This is a genomic window from Pseudomonas sp. P1_A1, assembly GCF_056406935.1.
Map to the genome: position 1 here is coordinate 14,099 of NZ_JBFTZE010000020.1, position 22,453 is coordinate 36,551.

Below are 22,453 nucleotides of genomic sequence, written 5' to 3' on the forward strand. Positions count from 1 at the left end.
CATGTACCGTTGGCTAGCCGAGAAACTGGGAAACGTAAGCGTCAATCGCAAACTGGGTGTCGGCTTTGGCCTCGTGCTGCTCATGACTCTCCTGATCACCTTCACTGGCTGGAATAGCCTGGGCAGTGTGATCAGTCGCGCAGACAAGCAGAGTTACATCTCCAATCTCAACGAGTTGGGCAAGGATTTGCGAACTGCCCGTCTCGAATACGAAATGCGCCGTGGCGAACAAGGTCCAGCAGCCGTCAGCGAACTCGTGGGCAAGCTCGATGATGGCATACAGGTTGCTCTCAAAATGTTTGTGCTCCCCGCGAGCAAGGAAATGCTCAGTCAACAACTGGCCGCCCTCGGTGAGTACAAACGCGCCTTTGCCGACATGAATCAGGCGACACAGAACCGTGAATCGGCCCGATCCAAGCTCGGCGCCACCGCCGACAACGCTGTGGCCAAGGTGACAGAAGTCGAAAAGTCCTTGCTGCAAGGCGACAGCGTCACTCAATTCAACAGCGTGGTCGAGCTGAGCAAACTGCTCCAGCAAGCACGCTTCCAGGTGCGCGGTTATACCTACAGCGGCAAGGCCGAAGCCGAGCAACCCGCGCTGGATGCCATCGACAACGCCCTGAAGAACCTTGAAAGCCTTCCGGGCAAACTGCCGGAACAACACACCGCCAACCTGCAACAAGCCACCGAATCGCTCAAGGGCTACCGCGTCGCAGTCAGCCAGTTCCGCGACGCGCAGGTGGCCAGCGCCGCCGCCCTCAAGAAGATGGTGGATCAAGAGATCCGCTTGAATGACCTGAGTGCACAACTGACCCGCACGCAAACCGACAAGCGTGACCAAGAGACGGCCCAAGCGAAAAGCACGCTGATCATCGTGACCGTCCTGGCGTTAGCATTTGGCTTGCTCGCCGCCTGGGTCATCACGCGGCAGATCGTCGTTCCACTGCAACAGACGTTGGTGGCAGTCGAACGTGTCGCCTCGGGTGACCTGAGCCATAACCTTGAGGTCACTCGCCGCGACGAGCTGGGTCAATTACAAAGCACCCTGCAGCGGATGGTCGTCAGCCTGCGGGAACTGATCGGCGGCATCAGCGACGGCGTGACCCAAATCGCCAGCGCCGCTGAAGAACTGTCTGCCGTTACCGAGCAGACCAGCGCCGGGGTCAACAGTCAGAAGGTCGAAACCGATCAAGTGGCCACCGCCATGCACGAAATGACCGCCACCGTGCAGGAAGTCGCGCGCAATGCCGAGGAAGCGTCCGAAGCCGCCGTCGCCGCCGACCAGCAGGCCCGCGAGGGTGACAGGGTAGTCGGCGAAGCCATCGCCCAGATCGAGCGCCTGGCCCTCGAAGTCGGCAACTCCACTGCCGCCATGGGCGATCTGAAGCGCGAAAGCGACAAGATCGGCAGCGTGCTCGACGTGATCAAATCCGTGGCCCAGCAAACCAACCTGCTGGCGCTCAACGCCGCCATCGAAGCCGCTCGCGCCGGTGAAGCCGGGCGTGGCTTTGCGGTGGTCGCCGACGAAGTCCGCAGCCTGGCCCAGCGTACCCAGAAGTCCACCGAAGAAATCGAAGAGCTGATCGTTGGCCTGCAAACCGGCACTCAGCAAGTCGCGACCATCATGGACAACAGCCGCAGCCTGACCGACAGCAGCGTCGAACTGACCCGCCGCGCTGGCGGCTCGCTGGAGAGCATCACCCGCACCGTGTCGGCGATCCAGTCGATGAACCAGCAGATCGCCGCTGCCGCCGAGCAACAGAGCTCGGTGGCCGAAGAGATCAACCGCAGCGTGCTTAACGTGCGTGACGTGTCCGAGCAGACCTCGGCCGCCAGTGAAGAGACCGCGGCCTCCAGTGTCGAGCTGGCGCGGTTGGGGACGCATTTGCAGATGCTGGTGGGCAGGTTCAAGGTTTAACACCACATAAAGCAAAAAAATCGCAGCCTTCGGCAGCCTGCAGGAGCTGCCGAAGGCTGCGATCTTTTTTCGGCGATGCGCTTACAAAACCTGGCGCAAAAACGCCTGTGCCCGCGGATCCTTCGGTGCATCGAAGAACTCGGCCGGGGAGGCGTCTTCCAGCAATTTGCCGTGATCGAAGAACAGCACCCGATCCGCCACTTCCCGGGCGAAGCCCATTTCGTGGGTGACGCAAACCATGGTCATGCCTTCCACGGCCAGGGTCTTCATCACATCCAGCACTTCACCGACCATTTCCGGGTCGAGCGCCGACGTCGGCTCATCAAACAGCATGACCTTGGGCTCCATCGCCAACGCCCGGGCGATGGCCACGCGCTGCTGCTGACCACCGGACAGGCGCGATGGAAACTCGTGGGCCTTCTGAGCGATACCGACCTTTTCCAGCAACACCATGGCCTTGGCCTCGCGCTCCTTCTTGCCGCGCTTGCGCACGACTTTCTGGGCCAGGCAGAGGTTTTCCAGCACGGTCATGTGCGGGAACAGGTTGAAATGCTGAAACACCATGCCGACTTCGCGGCGGTAGGCGTTGACGTCGGTTTTCGGGTCGGCCAATTGCAAACCGTCGATGCTCACCGAACCGGAGTCGAACGCCTCCAGGCCATTCAAGCAGCGCAGAAAGGTCGATTTTCCGGAACCGGACGGGCCGATCACCACCAATACTTCGCCCTTCGCCACTTGGGTGGTGACGTTGTCTACCGCGCGAACCACCTGGCCGCGGGTGTCGAAGACTTTTATCAGATCGCGGACTTCAATCACTTTGCGCGAGCCTCCGCTCAAGCCGACTGGCGATTTTCGACAGCGGCAGGTTGATCAACAGGTACAACCCGGCCACGCAGAACAGAATTTCGAACGGCGAGAACGAGGTGGTGATGACTTCGCGACCGCTTTTCAGCAGTTCGGTAATCGCGATCACCGACACCAGCGAGGTGTCCTTGACCAGACTGATGAACTGCCCGGCCAGCGGCGGCAGCACGCGCTTGAACGCTTGTGGCAGCACCACATGGCGCATCGACTGGCCAGCGCTCAAACCGAGGGAGCGCGCCGCTTCGTTCTGGCCGCGTGCAATCGATTGCACGCCAGAGCGGATGATCTCCGCCACGTAGGCACCGGTGAACAGCGACAGTGCGGCGATCCCGGCGAACTCCCGGGAGAGGTTCATCACGGTGCCGATGAAGAAGTAGAAAATGAAAATCTGCACCAGCAGCGGCGTACCGCGCACCAGCTCGACGTAGATCGTCGAGAGGTCACGCAGGGTCGGGTTGTTCGACAGGCGGCACAGCCCGGTGGCCAGACCGATCAACAGGCCTAACACGCCAGACACCAGGGACAACCACAACGTGGTCCAGAGTCCCCATAGCAGCGGGCCGGCGGCCCAATGCCGGGTCACGCCGATCACATCGCCTTCAGCCACATCATCGCCTTGCGCGACTTGCAGGCTGTTGTCGTCGACCGTCAGGTGCTGCTCATCCCCGGCATCATTGCGCAGGGTCACTTCAGCCTTGCCGCCCTTGCGCACCAATTCGCTGACGCTGGAGATGTCGGCTGCGCGCTGGGACTCTTCGGCGTGGTAGGCGAAGTACTGCGGCACGCGGTTCCAGCGCCACTCGTAGGACATCAGCGAGGTGGCGTAGTACAACGCGCCGGCCAGGCCGATCAGCACCAGCACGGTTAATACGTGCCAGGGCCATTGGGCTTTTTTCTGTTTCATTAAACGTTTCTCTGATTCGCTCGTTCCCACGCTCTGCGTGGGAATGCATCCAGTGACGCTCTGCGTCACGCTTGCGAAGGAACGCGGAGCGTCCCGGGCGGCATTCCCACGCAGAGCGTGGGAACGATCAAGTAGAGGTGTTACTCCATGTCCTTGAGCCAGGCGGTGTCTTTAAACCACTTGTCATGGATGCGATCGTAGGTGCCGTCTTCGTGAATCTGGTGCAGGAAGTTGTTGATGAAGTTGAGGCTGTCGTAATCGCCTTTCTTCAGGCCGAAAGCCAGAGGCTCATAGGTGAACGGCTTGTCGAGGAACAGCAGTTTGCCGTTGCCGACCTTGTTCACCGCCACGACGTTGTAAGGCGCGTCGTAGATGAAGGCGTCGGCCTTGCCGTTGACCACGTCGAGCACCGCTTCCTGCTCGTTGTCGTAGCCGTGGTACTTGGCTTTGGAAATGAGCTTTTTGGAGACCATCTCGCCAGTGGTGCCGAGCTTGGAGGTGATGCGGTAGTCGGCGGTGTTCAGGTCTTTATAGGACTTGATAGTGCCTTCCAGCTCCTTGCGGATCAGCAGCGTCTGGCCGACCACGATGAAGGGCTCGCTGAAGTTCAGGCGCAGGTTGCGTTCCTGGGTCAGGGTCATGCCACTGCCGATCATGTCGAACTTGTCGGTCAGCAGGGCCGGGATGATGCCGTCGTAGCCGGTGGATACCATTTCCAGCTTGACGCCCATGGCCTTGGCCATGGCTTTGAGGATGTCGACTTCGAAGCCGATGATCTCGCCGCGCTTGTTGGTCATTTCGAACGGCATGTAGGTCGGGTCCATGCCGACTTTCAGCGTGCCGCGCTTGACCGCGTCATCGATGGCACCAGCCTGCGCCGCGCTGACTGCAACCAATGCCGTGACGCCGACCAGCAGCATCGACAGATACTTCTTCATCTTCAAGTCCCCAAAACCCATCGCATTGTGAGGCACGCAAACCGCAGATTTCCTTTGGGAAACCGGCAGATACGAACAGAAAATTGTCCGGGCGCACCAATTCGGGGACGGATGCTAACGCACTCGGCCGTTTGCACAAGGGGTTGAGGGAGATTTGTTTGATCGTTCCCACGCAGAACACGGGAACGATCATCAGCACAAAAAAAAACCCGCTTTCGCGGGGTTTTTTATTATGCCAACTGAGGCTGCACGCTTAACGGCTTGAGCGGCAACAGCGGCGCATGAGGATCGGCATCCACCGAGGTGCGCCAGGCTTGCAGCCACTCGGCATGGCCTTCGCTCCAGACCTGCTCATGCAAGCGACCCAGTGCCACCGGATCACTCAGCAGGGCCACACGCTCGTTGTTGGTCAACCCTTCAGGCCCGGCCTTCATCGCATGACGAACCCGTTCGATGCGCAGCCACTCGATCGGCTCGGCCTGACGGTGACGAGACGTCGCCAGCGCACATGCCAACGCGTTCTGCTGTGGATCGACCACCGACCGGACGAAGCCGTCGTGCAGTGCATGCCAGCGGTTTTCGTGGGTGTACTGATCGGTCGCCAGCAATGCCTGCGGCGGATTGTATTCCTCAGGGATCAGGAACAGGCTCTCGTCACGGGACTTCAGGCCCAGACCCACACGACTGGAGATCACCGACACCGGAATCGACAGCATCAGCGAACCGACGATCGGCACCAACCACCAGAGGAAGCTCGGGTTCAACCAGATCACCAGCAGGGCCCAGAAGAAGCCCAGCAAGGTTTGCGGACCGTGGCGCTTGACCGCTTCGCTCCACGGCGTGGAGTCGTCGTCACGTTGCGGCGAGTTCCAGGTCGCGGCCCAGCCGAGGAACGCGGCGAGTACGAAACGGGTGTGGAAAATCATCCGCACCGGCGCCAGCAGCATGGAGAACAACATCTCCAGCAGCATCGACAGCGTCACCTTGAACCTGCCACCGAACTCTTTCGCGCCCTTGGCCCAGATCAGGATGATGCTCAGCAGCTTCGGCAGGAACAGCAGCACGATGGTCGTCGAGAACAGCGCAATCGCCTTGTCCGGGTGCCATTGCGGCCACAACGGATAGAGCTGACGCGGTTCCAGGAAGTACTGCGGCTCCATCAGCGTGTTGGTCGCCAGTAGGGCTGTCGACAGCACGAGAAAGAAGAACCACAACGGCGCCGACAGGTAAGACATCACGCCTGTCAGGAACACCGCACGGTGTACCGGGTGCATGCCTTTGACCAGGAACAGCCGGAAGTTCATCAGGTTGCCGTGGCACCAGCGACGGTCACGCTTGAGTTCGTCCAGCAGGTTCGGCGGCAGTTCTTCGTAGCTGCCCGGCAAGTCATAGGCAATCCACACGCCCCAGCCGGCACGACGCATCAGCGCAGCTTCAACGAAGTCGTGGGACAGAATCGCACCGGCGAACGCGCCTTTACCGGGCAACGGCGCCAGGGCGCAGTGCTCGATGAACGGCTTCATGCGGATGATCGCGTTGTGGCCCCAGTAGTGGGATTCACCCAACTGCCAGAAGTGCAGGCCAGCGGTGAACAGCGGACCGTACACCCGGGTGGCGAACTGCTGCATACGCGCATAAAGGGTGTCCATGCCCGACGCACGCGGCGCGGTCTGGATGATCCCGGCGTCCGGCGTGGCTTCCATCAGGCGCACCAGGCTGCTCAAGCATTCGCCACTCATTACGCTGTCGGCGTCGAGCACGACCATGTACTTGTAGTCACCGCCCCAACGACGGCAGAAGTCGTCGAGGTTGCCGCTTTTACGTTTGACGCGACGACGACGGCGGCGGTAGAAGATCTTGCCGAAGCCCTTGGCTTCACGGCAGACGTCCAGCCAGGCCTGCTGTTCGGCGACACAGATATCGGCGTCGTTACTGTCGCTGAGCACGAAAAAGTCGAAACGATCCAGGTTACCCGAGGCTGCCACCGACTCGAAGGTCGCCCGCAAACCGGCGAATACCCGCGGCACGTCTTCGTTGCAGATCGGCATCACCAATGCGGTGCGTGCGTCCTTGGCGATCGGCTCGTTGCCGGCGCTGGCGCCGGAAATGCGGTATTTGTCGCGACCGGTGATCAGTTCGAGGAAGCCCATCAGCGCGGTCCAGAAACCGGCCGACACCCAGCAGAACAGAATCCCGAACAGAATCAGGATGCTGGTTTGCAATGCGTAAGGCAGCACTTGGGCCGCGGTCTGCAGCAGCGGTTGGTGCAGGACTTCTTCCAGATCGACGAACGACCAGCCCTGGTACGGCATGATGCCTTTCATGTACCAGCCGGCGACGATCGTCTGACCGAGCATCAGCACCAGCAGAATATAACGACGGATCGAACCGACGGTGCGCCAGCGAGCCGCCGGCAGCACGTTCTCGTCTTTCGGCGGCTTCGGTGGGTTGGTGCGACCGGTCAGCCGACGCCAGCCACGCACCAGAATATTGGTGCGCCATGGTTCTGGGACGACTTTGGTCCGACGGATCGGCGGGGCTGCCTTGAGGCAAACCCGACCACTGGCGTCGAGTCCCAACATTTGCGCATCCGCCAGTTCTTCGGCGGTGTTCAGGGTCAGGCGCCGCCCGACCGACGCCTGGGCGGCATCGGTCGGCGCGTCGAACGTAGAGGACGACAGACGTTCGTGCAGTTCACTGAAAGACTTGCAGCCCGCGAGTTCCGCGCGCTGCTCGTCGGTCATCGGCAAATGCGCCAGGTACTCGGCAAGCGTTTGTGGCTGTACTTGTGAATTACTCATCGGCGGGCAACTGATAGCTCCAGGTCTCGGTCAGGACTTGTTCAGTCGGTGCCGATTCCGGTGTGGCTGGGGCCGCTTCGGCAGCGACAGGCTGCTTGGCGTCTTTGTTGTCCTTGTCCTTGGTGTCCTTGACTTGCTGGGCTTGCGCTTCAGCTTGCTTGGCTTCCTTGGCTTCCTTGTCCTTCTTCTCCTGCTGGCGGGCGGCGATCTTGTCGGCCTTGGCAACGGAAGAGCTGGACGCTGGCGCCGTGGTCTTGATCGTCTCGGCAGGCGTGATGGTCTTGACCAGGGCTGCACGCATTTCGGTGGACTTGCCCGGATCCTTGATCTTCATCCGCAGGGTCAGGCGCCAGCCCTTGGTTTCAGGGTTGTAACGGACGCTGTTCTCGACCAGTTCCGCGTTGTCACCAACGCTCACCTGGCTGCGTACTTCGGCATCTTCCGGCAAGTCTTGCAGGGACGGACCTTGGAAATCCACCAGGTAGGCCACGCTGCCGTCCGGCTGACGAATCAGGTTCGACTGCTTCACGTCACCCGTGGAACGCAGGGTCTGTTGAACCCAGGCGCTGTCCGCCGAATGCAGGGAGGCTTCGTCGATGGTCCAGTGCATGCGATAAGCGACGTCCAGGGACTGGCCAGGCTCTGGCAGTTTTTCCGGGCTCCAGAAAGCAACGATATTGTCGTTGGTTTCGTCAGCGGTAGGAATCTCCACCAGATCGACGGAGCCCTTGCCCCAATCGCCTTTCGGCTCGATCCAGGCACTTGGGCGCTTGTCGTAGCGGTCATCGAGGTCTTCGTAGTGGCTGAAGTCACGACCACGCTGCAGCAAGCCGAAACCGCGCGGGTTCTCGATCGAGAAGTTGCTCACGGCCAGGTGTTTCGGGTTGTTCAATGGGCGCCAGATCCATTCGCCGTTGCCGGCATGGATCGACAGGCCGCTGGAGTCATGCAGTTCGCGACGGTAGTTCAGCACTTTCGACGGCTGGTTGGCGCCGAACAGGAACATGCTGGTCAGCGGCGCAACGCCGAGTTTGGTGACCTTGTCACGCAGGAACATCTTGGCCTTGACGTCGACGACCGTGTCGCTGCCCGGACGCAGGGTCAGGCGATAGGCACCGGTGGCGCGCGGCGAGTCCAGCAGGGCGAAGATCACCAGGTGCTTGTCGCCCGGCTTCGGCTGTTGAATCCAGAACTCGGTGAAACGCGGGAACTCTTCGCCGGATGGCAAGGCGGTATCGATGGCCATGCCGCGAGCGGACAAGCCATAGGTGTGGCCCTTGCCGACGACGCGGAAGTAACTCGCGCCGAGCATGGTCATGATTTCGTCTTGCTTGTCGGCCTTGTTGATCGGGTAGAGCACACGGAAACCGGCATAACCCAGCTGTTCAGTGGCTTTAGGATCGAACTTGACGTCGCCGAAATCGAAACGACTTGGGTCGTATTTGATCTCTTCGACGGTGTTGGCCGTGATTTCGTTGATTTTCACCGGCGTATCGAAGTGCATGCCCTGGTGATAGAACGACAGCTTGAATGGGGTTTTCTGACCGGCCCACTCGGCTTTTTCGGTGCGGAAGCGAATTTTTTGATAGTCCGCGAATTTCATCTCGCGGAATTCGTTCGGCAGGTTACTGCGCGGGGCTTCGTATTTTTGCCCGGCCAGCTCTTTTGCCTTGACCGACACGTCATCCAGATCGAATGCCCAAAGCTGGCCGGCGCTGAACAGGCAGAGCAGTGCAGAGCCCGCTACCAGAGCATTTCGAAACCGTTTGGCAGACAATTTTGGTGCATTACAGGGACTAACAATCACGAGCAACCCTCGCCGAAAACAGATCAAAAAACCAACGGCCAGTTAAAGTGCCAGCACGGTGTACGGTGGGAAAAAACCGACCCTGCGGACCACTCTTGCCAAGTTGGCGAGCATTGTTCCGACTCCCATGGGGCAAAATGATTCCCCAACAGGTTCCGGACAAGTCTCTACCTAAGTCAAAATGGACCAACGAACGCTGATCCCCGTAGCGCGCGATTATCTAGTAGGCCGCGTTACAACGCATCAGGGGGAAGCAAGTATTTATCGGGAAAAGCGCCTGTTTTCAGCCGAAATGCCCTTAAAAAGTTGTTTCAAGCGCCTTCACGTCTGTAACAGGAAGGTTACCGGGCCATCATTGACCAGGTGCACCTGCATATCCGCGCCGAATCTACCTGATGCCACAGTGCCATGCACCTGTTTCGCTTTGCCCAATAAATAGTCGAACAGCGCCTCGCCCAAGGCCGGAGGGGCCGCAGTCGAAAAACTCGGACGCAACCCGTTTTTGGTATCGGCGGCCAGGGTGAACTGCGAGACCAGCAACAACCCGCCGCCCACGTCCGCCAAGGACAGATTCATCTTGTCCTCGGCGTCACTGAATACTCGATAGTTAAGCAGTTTATGCAGAAGTTTGTCGGCGCTGGCCTGCGTGTCGTCGGGTTCGACCGCCACCAGCACCAGCAACCCCTGATCTATCGCACCCACCACCTCTCCCGCGACCTCGACTCGCGCGCCGCGCACGCGTTGCAGCAGAGCCTTCATGCTTCGTCAGGCGACAGGTCGAGCAAGCGACGGGCCATCTGATCGGCGGCGCGTACCAATGCATCGGTGATCCCCGGTTCGGACGCCGCATGGCCGGCGTCGCGGATCACCTGCAATTCGCTGTTCGGCCAGGCTTGATGCAGTTCCCAGGCGTTGTCCAGCGGACAGATCACGTCATAGCGACCATGGACAATGACGCCGGGCAGATGGGCGATCTTGCCCATGTCGCGGATCAGTTGGTTCGGCTCAAGGAAAGCGTTGTTGGTGAAGTAGTGGCATTCGATGCGGGCGATGGACAACGCACGCTGGGGTTCGGAGAAACGATCGACCACCAGCGGGTTCGGACGCAAGGTCGCGGTGCGGCCTTCCCAGATGGACCAGGCCTTGGCCGCGTGCATCTGGGCGATCTGGTCGTTGCCGACCAGGCGTTTGTGGAATGCCGTGAGCAAGTCGTCGCGCTCGTCCAGCGGGATCGGCGCGATGTAGTCCTGCCAGTAATCGGGGAACAGGCGACTGGCGCCACACTGGTAGAACCACTCGATTTCCTGGGGACGGCAGAGAAAAATCCCGCGCAGAATCAGACCGTGCACGCGCTCCGGGTGGGTTTGTGCATAAGCCAGGGCCAGGGTCGAACCCCAGGAACCGCCGAACAGCACCCATTTGTCGATGCCCAGGTGCTTGCGAATCCGCTCGAGGTCGGCGACCAGATCCCAGGTGGTGTTGTTTTCAAGGCTGGCGTGAGGCGTGGAGCGACCGCAACCGCGCTGGTCGAAGGTGACGATGCGATACAGGTTCGGATCGAAATACCGGCGGCTCTGCGCATCACACCCGGCGCCAGGGCCGCCGTGAATGAACACTACCGGCAAACCTTCCGGTGAACCGCTTTCGTCGACATACAGCGTATGGGTTTTATCGACGGCCAGATCGTGCCGGGCGTGGGGTTTGATCTGCGGGTACAAAGTCTGCATTGCGCGCTCCGTAAGGGGTCGAGGTCATCCCTGTAGGGACTTCTATTATTCTGCCGTCCGGCATCATAAACCCGAATTACTTCAATGAGCATGCCCCTTGCAGCGTCAGCGCTTGTCAGCCCGTCTTGTCAGCCAAATAGCCGAGTAGGGTTTCATAGAGCCGGTCGACCTCGGCAACCTGCCCCCGCGCCCGCAAACAACCATGAACCAGTCCCTGGCCGTAATAAAGCATTGCGCTCACGCCGGCGGCGTTGAGTCGCCCGGCGTAAAGCACGCCGTCATCGCGCAACGGGTCGAACTGCGCCACAGCGATCAGCGCCGGCGGCAGGCCGCTGAAGTCGTCGGCGAGCAAGGGCATCGCATAGGCCGTTGGCTGACGGATGCCGCCCAGGTACAGCGCGTGATAACAATCCAGGTCGCTGCTGCTGAGCAATGGCGCGTCGGCGCATTCGCCGCGTGATGGCAACCGGTGATCACCGCCCAGGCCCGGATAGATCAGCACCTGCGCACAAGGCGCCGGTTCGTCGGCATCGCGCAAGGCCAGACACAGCGCAGCGGCAAGGTTGCCGCCAGCGCTGTCGCCGGCCACCAGCGTCCGCGCGGGGTCGAGCTGAAACGGCCCCGCGCGCAACGCGCGCCAGACACTCAGGCAGTCATCGAACGCCGCCGGAAACGGATGCTCCGGCGCCAGCCGATAATCGACGGCGATCACCAACACACCGAGCACCGATGCCAGTTCGGCGCAGATGAAGTCATGGGAATCCAGATCCCCCACCACCCAACCGCCGCCATGCAGATACACAATGCAGGGCCAACCGTTGGTCGGCCGCGGAACCGGTGGTTGCCAGGCGCGTACCGCCACTCCCGCCAACTCGAAATCGACCACCTCAAGCCCCGCGGGATGTGGCGGGGTAAACGCCCGGCACATCCCGCTGTAGGCCTGACGCATACCGGCGAGGCTGCTGTCAGTGCTGTTGAAGCTGAGGGTTTTCTCGACGAATGCCGACATCTGCGCAGAGATCGGATACGCGGCCATCAGGGTTTCAAACTGGCCTGAACGGTTGCCACGCCATCCTTGCCATCGAAACTGCTGACACCCGCCAGCCAGCGCTGAAGGTCTTCGGGATGATCGCGCAACCACTGTTTGGCGACATCCTGCGGCGTCTTGCGCTCCATGATCGGCACCATCAACTGGCTTTCCTGAGCGGCGGTGAAGGTCAGGTTTTCCAATAGACGGTTCACGTTCGGGCAACGCTCGGCATAGTCCGGCGCGGTCACGGTGGAGACGGTCGCCGCGCCTTCGTTCGGGCCATAGACGTCTTCGCTGCCGGTCAGGTAGGCGATGTTCATGTTGATGTTCATCGGATGCGGGGTCCAGCCGACGAACACCACGAACTCCTTGCGATTGACCGCCCGTTGCACCGCGGCGAGCATCCCGGCCTCACCGGACTCGATCAGCTTGAAATCCTTCAAGCCGAAGCGGTTGGTCTCGATCATGGTTTTGATGGTGGTGTTGGCGCCGCTGCCTGGCTCGATACCGTAAATCTTTCCACCGAGCTGATCCTTGAATCTGGCGATGTCGGCGAAGGTTTTCAGGCCGGCGGCAGCGACGTAGTCAGGTACCGCGAGCGTTGCCTGGGCGTCGGCCAGGCTCGGTTTGTCCATGACCTTCACCTGATTCGCGGACACGAACGGGGCGATGTTCTTGTCCATCGCCGGTTTCCAGTAACCGAGGAAAACATCCAGACGCTTGTCGCGAATACCAGCGAAGATGATTTGTTGCACGGCGCTGGTTTGCTTGCTTTCGTAGCCAAGGCCATTGAGCAGCACATCGGCCATGCCGCTGGTGGCAATGACGTCGGTCCAGTTGACCACGCCCATGCGCACGGTCTTGCAGGAAGCGGGGTCGTTGGCGAAAACGCTGGTGCTCAGAAGAGCAGTGCCGGTGAGGATTAACAGACAGCGGTTGAACAGTCGTTTCATCGGGAAGGCTCGTTCGGCAGCAGATTGTTGTGGGCCCGGTGTCTTTGTGCACCGTGCCCACAACGTTACGCAGCGCCGAGTCGGCAAAAGTGACCTGTGGCGACCGTGTTTTGCACGGTGGCGACAGCCCGAAAAGATCGCAGCCTGCGGCAGCTCCTACAGGAACGTATTCCAGCGCACGTTTGAGTGAACCGAAATTCCATGTAGGAGCTGCCGCAGGCTGCGATCTTTTGATCTTATGCGCCGTAACGCTGCTGCCCCCACGCCAACAACCCCTGCAGCAACTCCCGGAGCACACCTGAGTCGGTTCCGCCAGATCCGGGCGATAACGGAACGGCTGGAACTCTTCCATATACGTGCACTGGCCCAACTCAAACTGCACCGCATGGGTATTTATAACCGGCGACCAGAAGCATTAAATCGCATAAGAAAAAGCCATCAATTTCAAATAATCATAAGAAATCAATTAGACCTATCAAATATGACAGTAGACCACCATCGACAAACAGATATAAATAGAACTTCAAATCGATACTCTTATAAGGATATAGCGATGAACTTCAATACCAAATCATTCAAGCACTGCCTCGGGTCGCTGGCATTGATCTCGGTCTGTGCACTATCCACCCACGCCTTTGCTGGAGATCAGACATACATTTGTAAATTTACAATGAGTACAGACCTCACTAACCCGCAGTATATAAAACTGCCTATCCAAGCTTCCTCAGCAGAGGACGCAGAAAGTAAACTCAAAGCAAAATATGCAAAGTCAGATGCTCAAGTCACGAAGGTAGATTCTTGTGCATTAATGGGCCAATAAGTCGAGACTTTACTGGAGACCCAGACGGGAGCATCATCCAGCACTTCGTTAACCACCATATTGAATGGGCTGCCTATTTCTGGCAGCCCATTTAACATTTGAGTCAGCTACACCGCGACGCAATTGTATGCAGAAAAAACAAGCGACTGCACAGTCCCCTTGTTACTTCAAATACAGCCGCTGCCCCCACGCCAACAACCCTTGCAGCAACTCCCTGAGCACCACCTGAGTCGGTGCCGCCAGATCCGGGCGATAACGGAACGGCTGGAACTCTTCCATATACGTGCACTGGCCCAACTCCAGTTGCACGGCATGAATGTTCTCGGCGGGGTTACCGTAATGCCGGGTGATGTGACCGCCCTTGAAGCGACCGTTCAGCACATGGCTGTAATCGGTGTGCTTCGCGCAGATCGCTTCCAGCTGTGTGGCCAGCTGCGGATCGCAACTGGCGCCGTTGAAGGTGCCGAGGTTGAAGTCCGGCAGCTTGCCGTCGAACAGGTGCGGGATCACCGAGCGGATCGAGTGCGCGTCGAACAGCAGCGCGTAGCCGAACTCGGCTTTCAGCCGCGTCAGTTCTTCCTGCAAGGTGCGGTGGTACGGCGTCCAGATCTGCTCCAGATACGTCGCCCGTTCTGCAGCCGACGGCTCCAGCCCTTCGCGGAACAACGGCACGCCATCGAACAGCGTCGCCGGATACAGACCGGTGGTGGCGCCGACATATAAGGGCTTGTCGTCGGACGGCCGGTTCAGGTCGATGACAAACCGCGAGTACTCGGCCGCCAGGGTGCTGGCGCCCAGTTCGGCGGCGAATTCATAAAGCCTGGGGATATGCCAATCGGTGTCCGGCAGGCTTTTCGCGTCGGGGATCAACCCCGCTTCCACCGTCGGGGTCAGGCGCAGGCCGGCGTGGGGCATGCTGATCAGCAGCGGCACGCGGCCTTGTTTGAAGTTCAGAACCTTATCCACAACCGCTCTCCTACAGATTTGATTCAACGCCGTGACGCACGACGCGTTTTTCCAGGTCGCCGCCCAGCCAGTACGACAGGTCGGCCGGACGATCGATTTGCCAGGCGACGAAGTCTGCGACCTTGCCGGCTTCCAGCGAACCGTGGGTTTGGCCCATGCCCAACGCGGTGGCGGCATGAATAGTCGCGCCCGCCAGCGCCTCTTCCGGAGTCATGCGCAAACAGGTGCAGGCCATGTTCAGCATCAAGCGCAACGACAACGCCGGCGAGGTGCCCGGGTTTAGGTCGCTGGCGATGGCGATTTTCACCCCGTGTTTGCGCAGGGCTTCCATCGGCGGCAATTGGGTTTCCCGCAGAAAGTAAAACGCGCCGGGCAGCAATACCGCGACGGTGCCGGACTGGGCCATGGCGATGGCGTCGTCTTCGGTCATGAACTCCAGATGATCGGCGGACAGTGCGTGATAACGCGCCGCCAGGCTCGAACCGTGCAGCGACGACAATTGCTCGGCGTGCAGCTTCACCGGCAAGCCGAGGTTCTGCGCGGCGACGAATACCCGCTCGACCTGCTGCGGCGAAAACGCCAGGTATTCGCAGAAAGCGTCCACCGCATCCACTAGCCCTTCGGCCGCCAGGGCCGGGAGCATTTCGCTGCAAATGTGATCGATGTACGCGTCGGCGCGGTCGGTGTATTCCGGCGGCAAGGCGTGGGCCGCCAGGCACGTGCTGCGCACGCTGACGGGTAGCTCAGCGCCGAGACGACGGATCACCCGCAGGATCTTGCGTTCGCTGGCCAGGTCCAGGCCGTAGCCGGATTTCATTTCGACGGTGGTCACGCCATCACGCATCAGGCTTTTCAGACGCTTGGCGGCGCTGGCGAACAGTTCGTCTTCACTGGCGGCGCGGGTAGCGCGCACGGTGCTGGCAATGCCGCCGCCGGCAGCGGCGATTTCCGCGTAGCTGACGCCTTGCAGGCGCTGCTCGAATTCGCCGCTGCGATTGCCGCCGAACACCGTGTGGGTGTGGCAGTCGATCAGGCCCGGAGTGACCCAGGCCCCCTTGAGGTCATTGACCGCCGGGTACTCACCGGCCGGCAGTTCACCGCGCGGACCAATCCACTGAATGTGCGCACCGGACGTCACGATGGCCGCATCCTCGATGATCGAGTAGACGCCTTGCGCCATGGTCGCGACGTGACAGTGTTGCCAGAGCGTTTTCATCCTTGGCCTCCGTTAGGTTATCGATGAGAAAAAGTGGGTTCCTGTTCCACCGGTACCGCCTTGCCTGCCGCCGGCTTGACCCACGTCAGGTAGGCCAGCACCAGCAATGCAATCCAGACCACGCCAACGATCAACGCCGCCTGGGTGTCCGGGAAATAGCCCAGCACGCCGAAGACGAACAGCATGAAGGCAATCGCCGCCATTGGCGCATAGGGCCAGAACGGCACCGGGAATTTCAATTGTGCGACCTGCTCGGCACTCATGGAGCGACGCATGGCCACTTGGGTGAACAGAATCATCAGCCAGACCCACACCGTGGCAAAGGTCGCGATGGAGGCGATCAGCAGAAACACGTTTTCCGGGATCAGGTAGTTCAGCAACACACCCAGCAGCAGCGCGCAGCTCATCACCATCACCGTCAACCACGGCACGCCATTGCGCGACAAGCGGGCGAAGCCTTTAGGTGCGTGCCCTTGCTGAGCCAGGCCATACATCATGCGGCCCGCGCCGAAGATGTCACTGTTGATGGCCGACACCGCCGCCGAGATCACCACGATATTGAGGATGGTCGCCGCCGAGCTGATCCCCAGGTTGTCGAAAATCTGCACGAACGGGCTGCCTTGGCTGCCGATCTGCTGCCACGGGAAGATCGACATCAGCACCAGCATCGTCAGCACGTAGAACAGCAGGATGCGCAACGGTACGGCATTGATCGCGCGAGGCAGCACATGCTGCGGGTCTTTGGCTTCACCGGCGGTAACGCCGATGATTTCAATACCGCCAAAGGCAAACATCACCACCGCAAATGAGGCGATCAAGCCGCCCACGCCATTGGGCATGAAGCCGCCCTGGGTCCAGAGGTTGCTGAAATCGGTCGCCTGGGCACCGGGCGCATTGCTGATGCCGAACAGCATGATGCCGAAACCGCCAAGGATCATCGCGACGATGGCCGCGACCTTGAGCAGTGACAACCAGAACTCCATTTCGCCGAAGACTTTGACGTTGCACAGGTTCAAGCCGCCGACCACCGAAACGATGCCCAGCACCCAGATCCAGCGGGAGACTTCCGGAAACCAGAAACCCATGTAAATGCCGAACGCGGTCACGTCGGCCATACCGACGATGACCATTTCAAATGCGTAGGTCCAACCGAGGATAAAGCCCGCCATTGGCCCCAGATAGGTGCTGGCGTACTGGCCGAATGAACCGGCCACCGGGTTATGCACCGCCATCTCGCCAAGGGCGCGCATGACCATGAACACCGCCGCGCCACCGATCAGGTAAGCGAGCAGGACCGCGGGGCCGGCCATTTGAATGGCCGAGGCAGAACCGTAAAACAGCCCGGTGCCGATCGCCGACCCCAGTGCCATGAAGCGAATATGTCGGGCAGAGAGCCCGCGTTTCAAACCTTTTGCTGGCTGTTGCATCTCTCGTCCTTAATTATTCTTATTCGACGCTAAATTGATCGTTCCCACGCTCCGCGTGGGAACGATCATCAGAGAAGGAGCTATTACAGGCTAGGCAGCAACTTCGCCGTCACCAGGTCATTCAGGCAACGCGTGGCCAACAACTCACTGGCCGCATTGATGTCCGGTGCAAAGAAGCGATCCTTCTCATAGAACGGCACTTCAGCACGCAGGATGGCGCGGGCTTTTTCCAGTTTTGGCGAGGTTTTCAGGCCGTCGCGCAGATCCAGACCCTGGGCCGCCGCCAACCATTCCACCGCGAGAATCCCGCGAGTGTTCTCGGCCATTTCCCACAAACGCTTGCCGGCAGCCGGCGCCATGGATACATGGTCTTCCTGGTTGGCGGAAGTCGGCAGGCTGTCCACCGAATGCGGATGGGACAGCGCCTTGTTCTCGCTGGCCAGTGCCGCAGCAGTCACCTGGGCGATCATGAAACCGGAGTTCACACCGCCATTGGCCACCAGGAACGGCGGCAGTTGCGACATGTGCTTGTCCATCATCAGCGAGATACGGCGCTCGCTCAGGGAGCCGATTTCGGCGATGGCCAGGGCCATGTTGTCGGCAGCCATGGCCACCGGCTCGGCGTGGAAGTTACCGCCGGAAATCACGTCGCCTTCAGCGGCGAACACCAACGGGTTGTCCGATACGGCGTTGGCTTCGATGGCAAGCACTTCGGCGGCCTGACGGAACTGGGTCAGGCAGGCGCCCATGACTTGCGGCTGGCAGCGCAGGGAGTACGGATCCTGGACCTTTTCGCAGTTCTGGTGCGAATCAGACACTTCACTGCGCTCGCCCAGCAAATCGCGGTAAGCGGCAGCGGCGTCGATCTGGCCTTTCTGGCCGCGAGCGGCATGAATACGCGCGTCGAATGGCGAGCGCGAGCCCAGTACCGCTTCGACCGTCAGGCCGCCAAGGGCCAGGGCGCCGGCGAACAGATCTTCGCCTTCGAACAAACCACGCAGGGCGTAGGCGGTGGATACCTGAGTGCCGTTAAGCAACGCCAGGCCTTCTTTCGCTGCCAGGGTCAGCGGTGTCAGACCGGCGACTTTCAGCGCTTCGGTGGCCGGCAGCCATTCACCTTTGTAACGCGCCTTGCCTTCGCCCAGCAGCACCAGCGACATGTGCGCCAACGGCGCCAAATCGCCGGATGCACCGACCGAACCTTTCAGAGGAATATGCGGGTAAACCTCGGCATTGATCAGCGCGATCAGTGCGTCGATCACCTGACGACGAATACCGGAGAAACCACGGCTCAGACTGTTGACCTTGAGCACCATGACCAGCCGCACCAGGGCGTCGCTGATCGGCTCGCCGACACCGGCGGCATGGGACAGCACCAGCGAGCGCTGGAGGTTTTCCAGGTCTTCACTGGCGATGCGGGTCGAGGCCAGCAGGCCGAAACCGGTGTTGATGCCATACGCGGTGCGGTTCTCGGCGAGGATCTGTTCCACGCAGGCAACGCTGGCTTCGATTTGCGCCGAAGCGCTTTCGTCGAGGGTGACTTTGACCGGTTGCTGATACACATCACGCAGTTGGGCAAGGCTCAGTTGGCCGGGAATCAAATTAAGCGCAGTCACATTCATTCTCCTTTTGAGAGCATTTTTATTAACTAACCAGACGCTCCGGAGATATCCGTTGTCCGTCGCTTCCCGCCTTTTGGAGGGGCCGCGCCTTGGCACGCTGGTGGTTGTGGAAATCAGTTGAGGTTCGGTACAGCCTTGTGCAACAAAATCGGGTCTTTCAAAACAGCCGCGGCGCTGGCGATGTCCGGCGCCAGCCAGCGGTCCTGGTCGTAGGCTGGAATACGTTCGCGCAGCAGGCGCCACGCGGCATCGGTGCCGGCGCCAAAACCCGAGCCCTTGGAAAAGTCAGCCTTCAAGAATTCAAAAGCCTGAGCTGCCAACAGGTACTCGATGGCGAGGATCTGCGTGCAGTTTTCCAACGCGCGATGCAGCTTCAGCGCGGCGTTGGTGCCCATGCTCAGGTGGTCTTCCTGCAAGCCCGAAGTGACGTAGTTATCGAGCACCGCCGGTTGCGCCAACTGGCGGTTTTCCGCACACAGCGACGCGGCGACGTATTGCACGATCATCATCCCGGAGTTCACGCCCGGATTGGCCACCAGAAAGGCCGGCAAACCACTGACGTGCGGGTTGACCAAGCGGTCCAGGCGACGCTCGGCGATGGAGCCGATTTCGGCCATGGCGATCGCCAGCAAGTCAGCCGCCATAGCAACCGATTGGCCGTGGGGGTTGGCCTGGGACATGACGCGGAAGTTGTCCGGCGTGCCCAGCAGCATCGGGTTGTCAGTGACAGAGTTGAGTTCAGTTTCGATCTGCTTTCTGGCGTGTTCAAGCTGATCGCGGGCAGCGCCGTGCACTTGCGGAATCGAGCGAATGCTCAGCGCATCCTGAGTGCGAATGCCTTTGCTGTTGGCGATCACTTCACTGCCGTCGAGCAACGCTCGCAGATTGATACCCACCTGCTGCATGCCCGGGTGCGGTTTGAGCGCGATGATCTCGGCATCGAACGCGGCAATCTGACCACGCAGGGCTTCGAAGCTCATGGCGCCGATCACATCGGCCCACTGCACCAGGTTCGTTGCATCGGCCAGGGCCAGGCAGCTGAGGCCGGTCATGCACGGTGTGCCGTTGACCAGGCACAAACCATCTTTGGCACCCAGTTGAACCGGTTGCAGCCCTTCTTCGGCCAAGGCTTGTTGTGCAGAAACGATCTGCCCGCGATAGCTGACATTGCCGACGCCCAGCAGCGCGATGCCGATGTGGGCCATGTGGGTCAGGTAACCGACCGACCCCTGGGATGGCACTTGCGGAGTGATGCCGCGATTGAGCAGCGCCAACAACGCTTCGACCACCCGGCGGTGAATGCCGGATTTACCATGGCTATAGTTGTGGATCGCGGCGCAAATGATCGCGCGGGTCTGCTCGTCGGCCAGCGGTGCGCCGACGCCACAGGCATGGCTGAGCAAGGTGTTGCGCGACAACTGGCTGAGTTGTTCGTCCTTGAGCGAAACGTTGCACAACGCGCCCAGGCCGGTGTTGACGCCATAGGCGCGCTCGCCGCTGGCGACGATGCGCTGGACGATCGCCTGGGCATTTTCGATCCGCGCCCAGGTTTGGGCCGACAGCTCGAGCTGCGCGCCATGGCGGGCGACCGCGACCACATCCTGCCAACGCAACGGGGCGTCGGCGATAACGATTCTTTCAGCCTGGGACATCTTCAACCTCATTCAAATAAAATCAAAAGATCGCAGCCTGCGGCAGCTCCTACAGAAGCCAACCGTGCCCGGCGTAGGAGCTGCCGAAGGCTGCGATCTTTCAGGGTCTCAAACCACCGCCGCCCGCCGCTGTACGAACCGGTCTACATACTCATCCGCCGGCGAATGCAGGATCTCTCGTGGCGTGCCGACCTGAATCAGTCGGCCATCCTTGAGGATCGCGATGCGGTTGCCGATGCGCACGGCCTCGTCGAGGTCGTGGGTGATGAAGACGATGGTCTTGTGCAGGGTCTTTTGCAGTTCCAGCAACTGGTCCTGCATTTCGGCGCGGATCAGCGGGTCGAGGGCGCTGAAGGCTTCGTCCATCAGGATGATGTCGGTGTCCGCCGCCAGGGCGCGAGCCAGGCCCACACGCTGGCGCATACCGCCGGAAAGCTGATGCGGGTATTTGTTTTCGTAGCCCTTCAGGCCCACGGTGTTGATCCAGTGCAGCGCGCGCTCGGAGCATACCTGCTTGCTCTCGCCACGCACTTTCAGGCCATAGGCGACGTTATCCAGCACGCTTTTGTGCGGCAGCAGGCCGAAGCTCTGGAACACCATGCTGATCTTGTGCCGGCGAAATTCGCGCAGGGCTTCCATGTCGTATTGCAGGATGTCCACGCCATCCACCAGGATCGCGCCGCTGGTCGGGTCGATCAGGCGGTTGAAGTGACGCACCAGGGTCGATTTGCCGGAACCCGACAGGCCCATGATCACGAAGATCTCGCCGGTGCCGATGCTCAGCGACAGGTCATTCACGCCGACCACGCAACCGGTTTCGGCCAGCACCTGGTCTTTGGTTTTGCCCTGGCTAATCATGGCCAGCGCATCCTTGGAACGGTTGCCGAAAATCTTGAAGACGTTTTTGACTTCAATCTTGCTGATGGCTGCGTTGCTCATTTGCTCACCTCATGCCGTGCACGACCGTACGCCTGTGTAATGCGGTCGATCACCACTGCCAGAATCACGATCGCCAGACCGGCCTCAAGACCACGTCCGACGTTGAGGGTCTGAATCCCCACCAATACGTCTTCACCCAAGCCACGGGCACCGATCATCGAGGCGATCACCACCATCGACAGGGCCATCATGGTGGTCTGGTTGATCCCGGCCATGATGCTCGGCAGGGCCAGCGGCAGTTGCACGCCGAACAGTTGCTGCCAGCGGTTGGCACCGAAGGCGTTGATAGCTTCCATCACTTCACCGTCAACCTGGCGAATACCCAGATCGGTCAGGCGGATCAGCGGCGGCGCAGCGTAAATAACGGTAGCGAAAATCGCCGGGACCTTGCCCAGGCCGAACAGCATCAGCACCGGGATCAGGTACACGAAGCTCGGCATGGTTTGCATGATGTCCAGCAACGGCATCAACACCGAACGCAGGCGATTGCTGCGCGCAGAAAGAATGCCCAACGGAATGCCGATCAGCACCGAGATGACCGTCGCCACCATCATCAGCGCCAGGGTCTGCATCAGCTTGTCCCAGAGACCGACCGCGCCCACCAGGAACAGCAGGCCGACGATGACCGCCGTGGTCACGACTTTGCGGGTCGCGTGCCAGGCTACGCCCGCCACGATCGCCAGCATCAGCCACCAGGGCGCCGCACGCAGCAGCCCTTCAAGATTGACGATGGCCCACAGCAGGGTGTCAGAGATGCTGCGGAACACGTCGCCGTAGTTGGTGACCAGCGTATCGACCCAACCGTTGACCCAGTCGGCGATGGAAAAGGTAAAGCTTTCGGGAAACATAAGAGACTCTCAATCAAGGGG

General features: G+C 60.3%; 17 protein-coding genes and 1 pseudogene. 1 reads left to right on the forward strand and 17 read right to left on the reverse strand.

All coding sequences use genetic code 11. From position 1 onward, the window contains the following. Position 1: 1 nt before the first annotated feature. Positions 2–1,918 carry a methyl-accepting chemotaxis protein gene (locus AC1D2Q_RS24145; protein WP_477814791.1) on the forward strand — a complete coding sequence of 639 codons (1,917 nt, stop codon included), beginning with the start codon at positions 2–4 and terminating at the stop codon, positions 1,916–1,918. Between the two features lie 81 nt (positions 1,919–1,999). On the opposite strand, the gene AC1D2Q_RS24150 is transcribed toward AC1D2Q_RS24145, so the two are convergent. The 17 genes and pseudogenes from AC1D2Q_RS24150 to AC1D2Q_RS24230 all read right to left on the reverse strand — a co-directional run bounded on the left by AC1D2Q_RS24150 (position 2,000) and on the right by AC1D2Q_RS24230 (position 22,432). After that, entirely contained in the window at positions 2,000–2,734 is a 735-nt protein-coding gene (locus tag AC1D2Q_RS24150) for an amino acid ABC transporter ATP-binding protein (protein WP_007936789.1), read from the reverse strand. After that, positions 2,727–3,686 (reverse strand): amino acid ABC transporter permease, encoded by a 960-nt coding sequence (locus tag AC1D2Q_RS24155; protein WP_477814792.1) that lies wholly within the window; start codon positions 3,684–3,686, stop codon positions 2,727–2,729. Before AC1D2Q_RS24155 ends, AC1D2Q_RS24150 begins: the two co-directional genes overlap by 8 nt. A 140-nt stretch (positions 3,687–3,826) precedes the next feature. Then, positions 3,827–4,624 (reverse strand): transporter substrate-binding domain-containing protein, encoded by a 798-nt coding sequence (locus tag AC1D2Q_RS24160; RefSeq protein ID WP_477759675.1) that lies wholly within the window; start codon positions 4,622–4,624, stop codon positions 3,827–3,829. A gap of 230 nt (positions 4,625–4,854) precedes the next feature. Then, positions 4,855–7,425, reverse strand: coding sequence for a glucans biosynthesis glucosyltransferase MdoH (gene mdoH / locus AC1D2Q_RS24165; RefSeq protein ID WP_477814793.1), 2,571 nt, complete (start codon positions 7,423–7,425; stop codon positions 4,855–4,857). Next, positions 7,418–9,232, reverse strand: coding sequence for a glucan biosynthesis protein G (locus AC1D2Q_RS24170; RefSeq protein WP_305410860.1), 1,815 nt, complete (start codon positions 9,230–9,232; stop codon positions 7,418–7,420). The genes mdoH and AC1D2Q_RS24170 overlap by 8 nt, the downstream gene beginning before the upstream one ends. A gap of 321 nt (positions 9,233–9,553) precedes the next feature. Next, on the reverse strand, positions 9,554–9,991 hold the full coding sequence (gene dtd, locus AC1D2Q_RS24175) for a D-aminoacyl-tRNA deacylase (protein WP_477814794.1): 438 nt from the start codon (positions 9,989–9,991) through the stop codon (positions 9,554–9,556). Next, positions 9,988–10,959: a prolyl aminopeptidase gene (gene pip / locus AC1D2Q_RS24180; protein ID WP_018929173.1), complete on the reverse strand. Its 972-nt coding sequence runs from the start codon at positions 10,957–10,959 to the stop codon at positions 9,988–9,990. Before pip ends, dtd begins: the two co-directional genes overlap by 4 nt. 115 nt (positions 10,960–11,074) lie before the next feature. Then, entirely contained in the window at positions 11,075–11,995 is a 921-nt protein-coding gene (locus AC1D2Q_RS24185) for an alpha/beta hydrolase (protein WP_477814795.1), read from the reverse strand. After that, positions 11,995–12,942, reverse strand: a complete 948-nt coding sequence (locus AC1D2Q_RS24190) for a choline ABC transporter substrate-binding protein (protein ID WP_477814796.1) — start codon at positions 12,940–12,942, stop codon at positions 11,995–11,997. The genes AC1D2Q_RS24185 and AC1D2Q_RS24190 overlap by 1 nt, the downstream gene beginning before the upstream one ends. 236 nt (positions 12,943–13,178) lie before the next feature. Continuing rightward, positions 13,179–13,339, reverse strand: a pseudogene (locus tag AC1D2Q_RS24195) (N-formylglutamate deformylase); the annotation flags it as partial. Between the two features lie 585 nt (positions 13,340–13,924). Beyond that, positions 13,925–14,728 (reverse strand): N-formylglutamate deformylase, encoded by an 804-nt coding sequence (gene hutG, locus AC1D2Q_RS24200; protein ID WP_477814797.1) that lies wholly within the window; start codon positions 14,726–14,728, stop codon positions 13,925–13,927. Between the two features lie 10 nt (positions 14,729–14,738). After that, complete coding sequence (gene hutI, locus AC1D2Q_RS24205; RefSeq protein WP_477814798.1) at positions 14,739–15,944, reverse strand: imidazolonepropionase; 1,206 nt, start codon at positions 15,942–15,944, stop codon at positions 14,739–14,741. Positions 15,945–15,961: 17 nt separating this feature from the next. Then, positions 15,962–17,371: an amino acid permease gene (locus AC1D2Q_RS24210; protein WP_477814799.1), complete on the reverse strand. Its 1,410-nt coding sequence runs from the start codon at positions 17,369–17,371 to the stop codon at positions 15,962–15,964. A gap of 83 nt (positions 17,372–17,454) precedes the next feature. Beyond that, positions 17,455–18,993: a histidine ammonia-lyase gene (hutH, locus tag AC1D2Q_RS24215; protein WP_305410852.1), complete on the reverse strand. Its 1,539-nt coding sequence runs from the start codon at positions 18,991–18,993 to the stop codon at positions 17,455–17,457. Between the two features lie 113 nt (positions 18,994–19,106). After that, positions 19,107–20,645, reverse strand: a complete 1,539-nt coding sequence (hutH, locus tag AC1D2Q_RS24220) for a histidine ammonia-lyase (RefSeq protein ID WP_477814800.1) — start codon at positions 20,643–20,645, stop codon at positions 19,107–19,109. Between the two features lie 108 nt (positions 20,646–20,753). After that, complete coding sequence (locus AC1D2Q_RS24225; RefSeq protein ID WP_096481383.1) at positions 20,754–21,584, reverse strand: quaternary amine ABC transporter ATP-binding protein; 831 nt, start codon at positions 21,582–21,584, stop codon at positions 20,754–20,756. Then, positions 21,581–22,432 (reverse strand): ABC transporter permease, encoded by an 852-nt coding sequence (locus tag AC1D2Q_RS24230; RefSeq protein ID WP_018929182.1) that lies wholly within the window; start codon positions 22,430–22,432, stop codon positions 21,581–21,583. Before AC1D2Q_RS24230 ends, AC1D2Q_RS24225 begins: the two co-directional genes overlap by 4 nt. Positions 22,433–22,453: the final 21 nt, after the last annotated feature.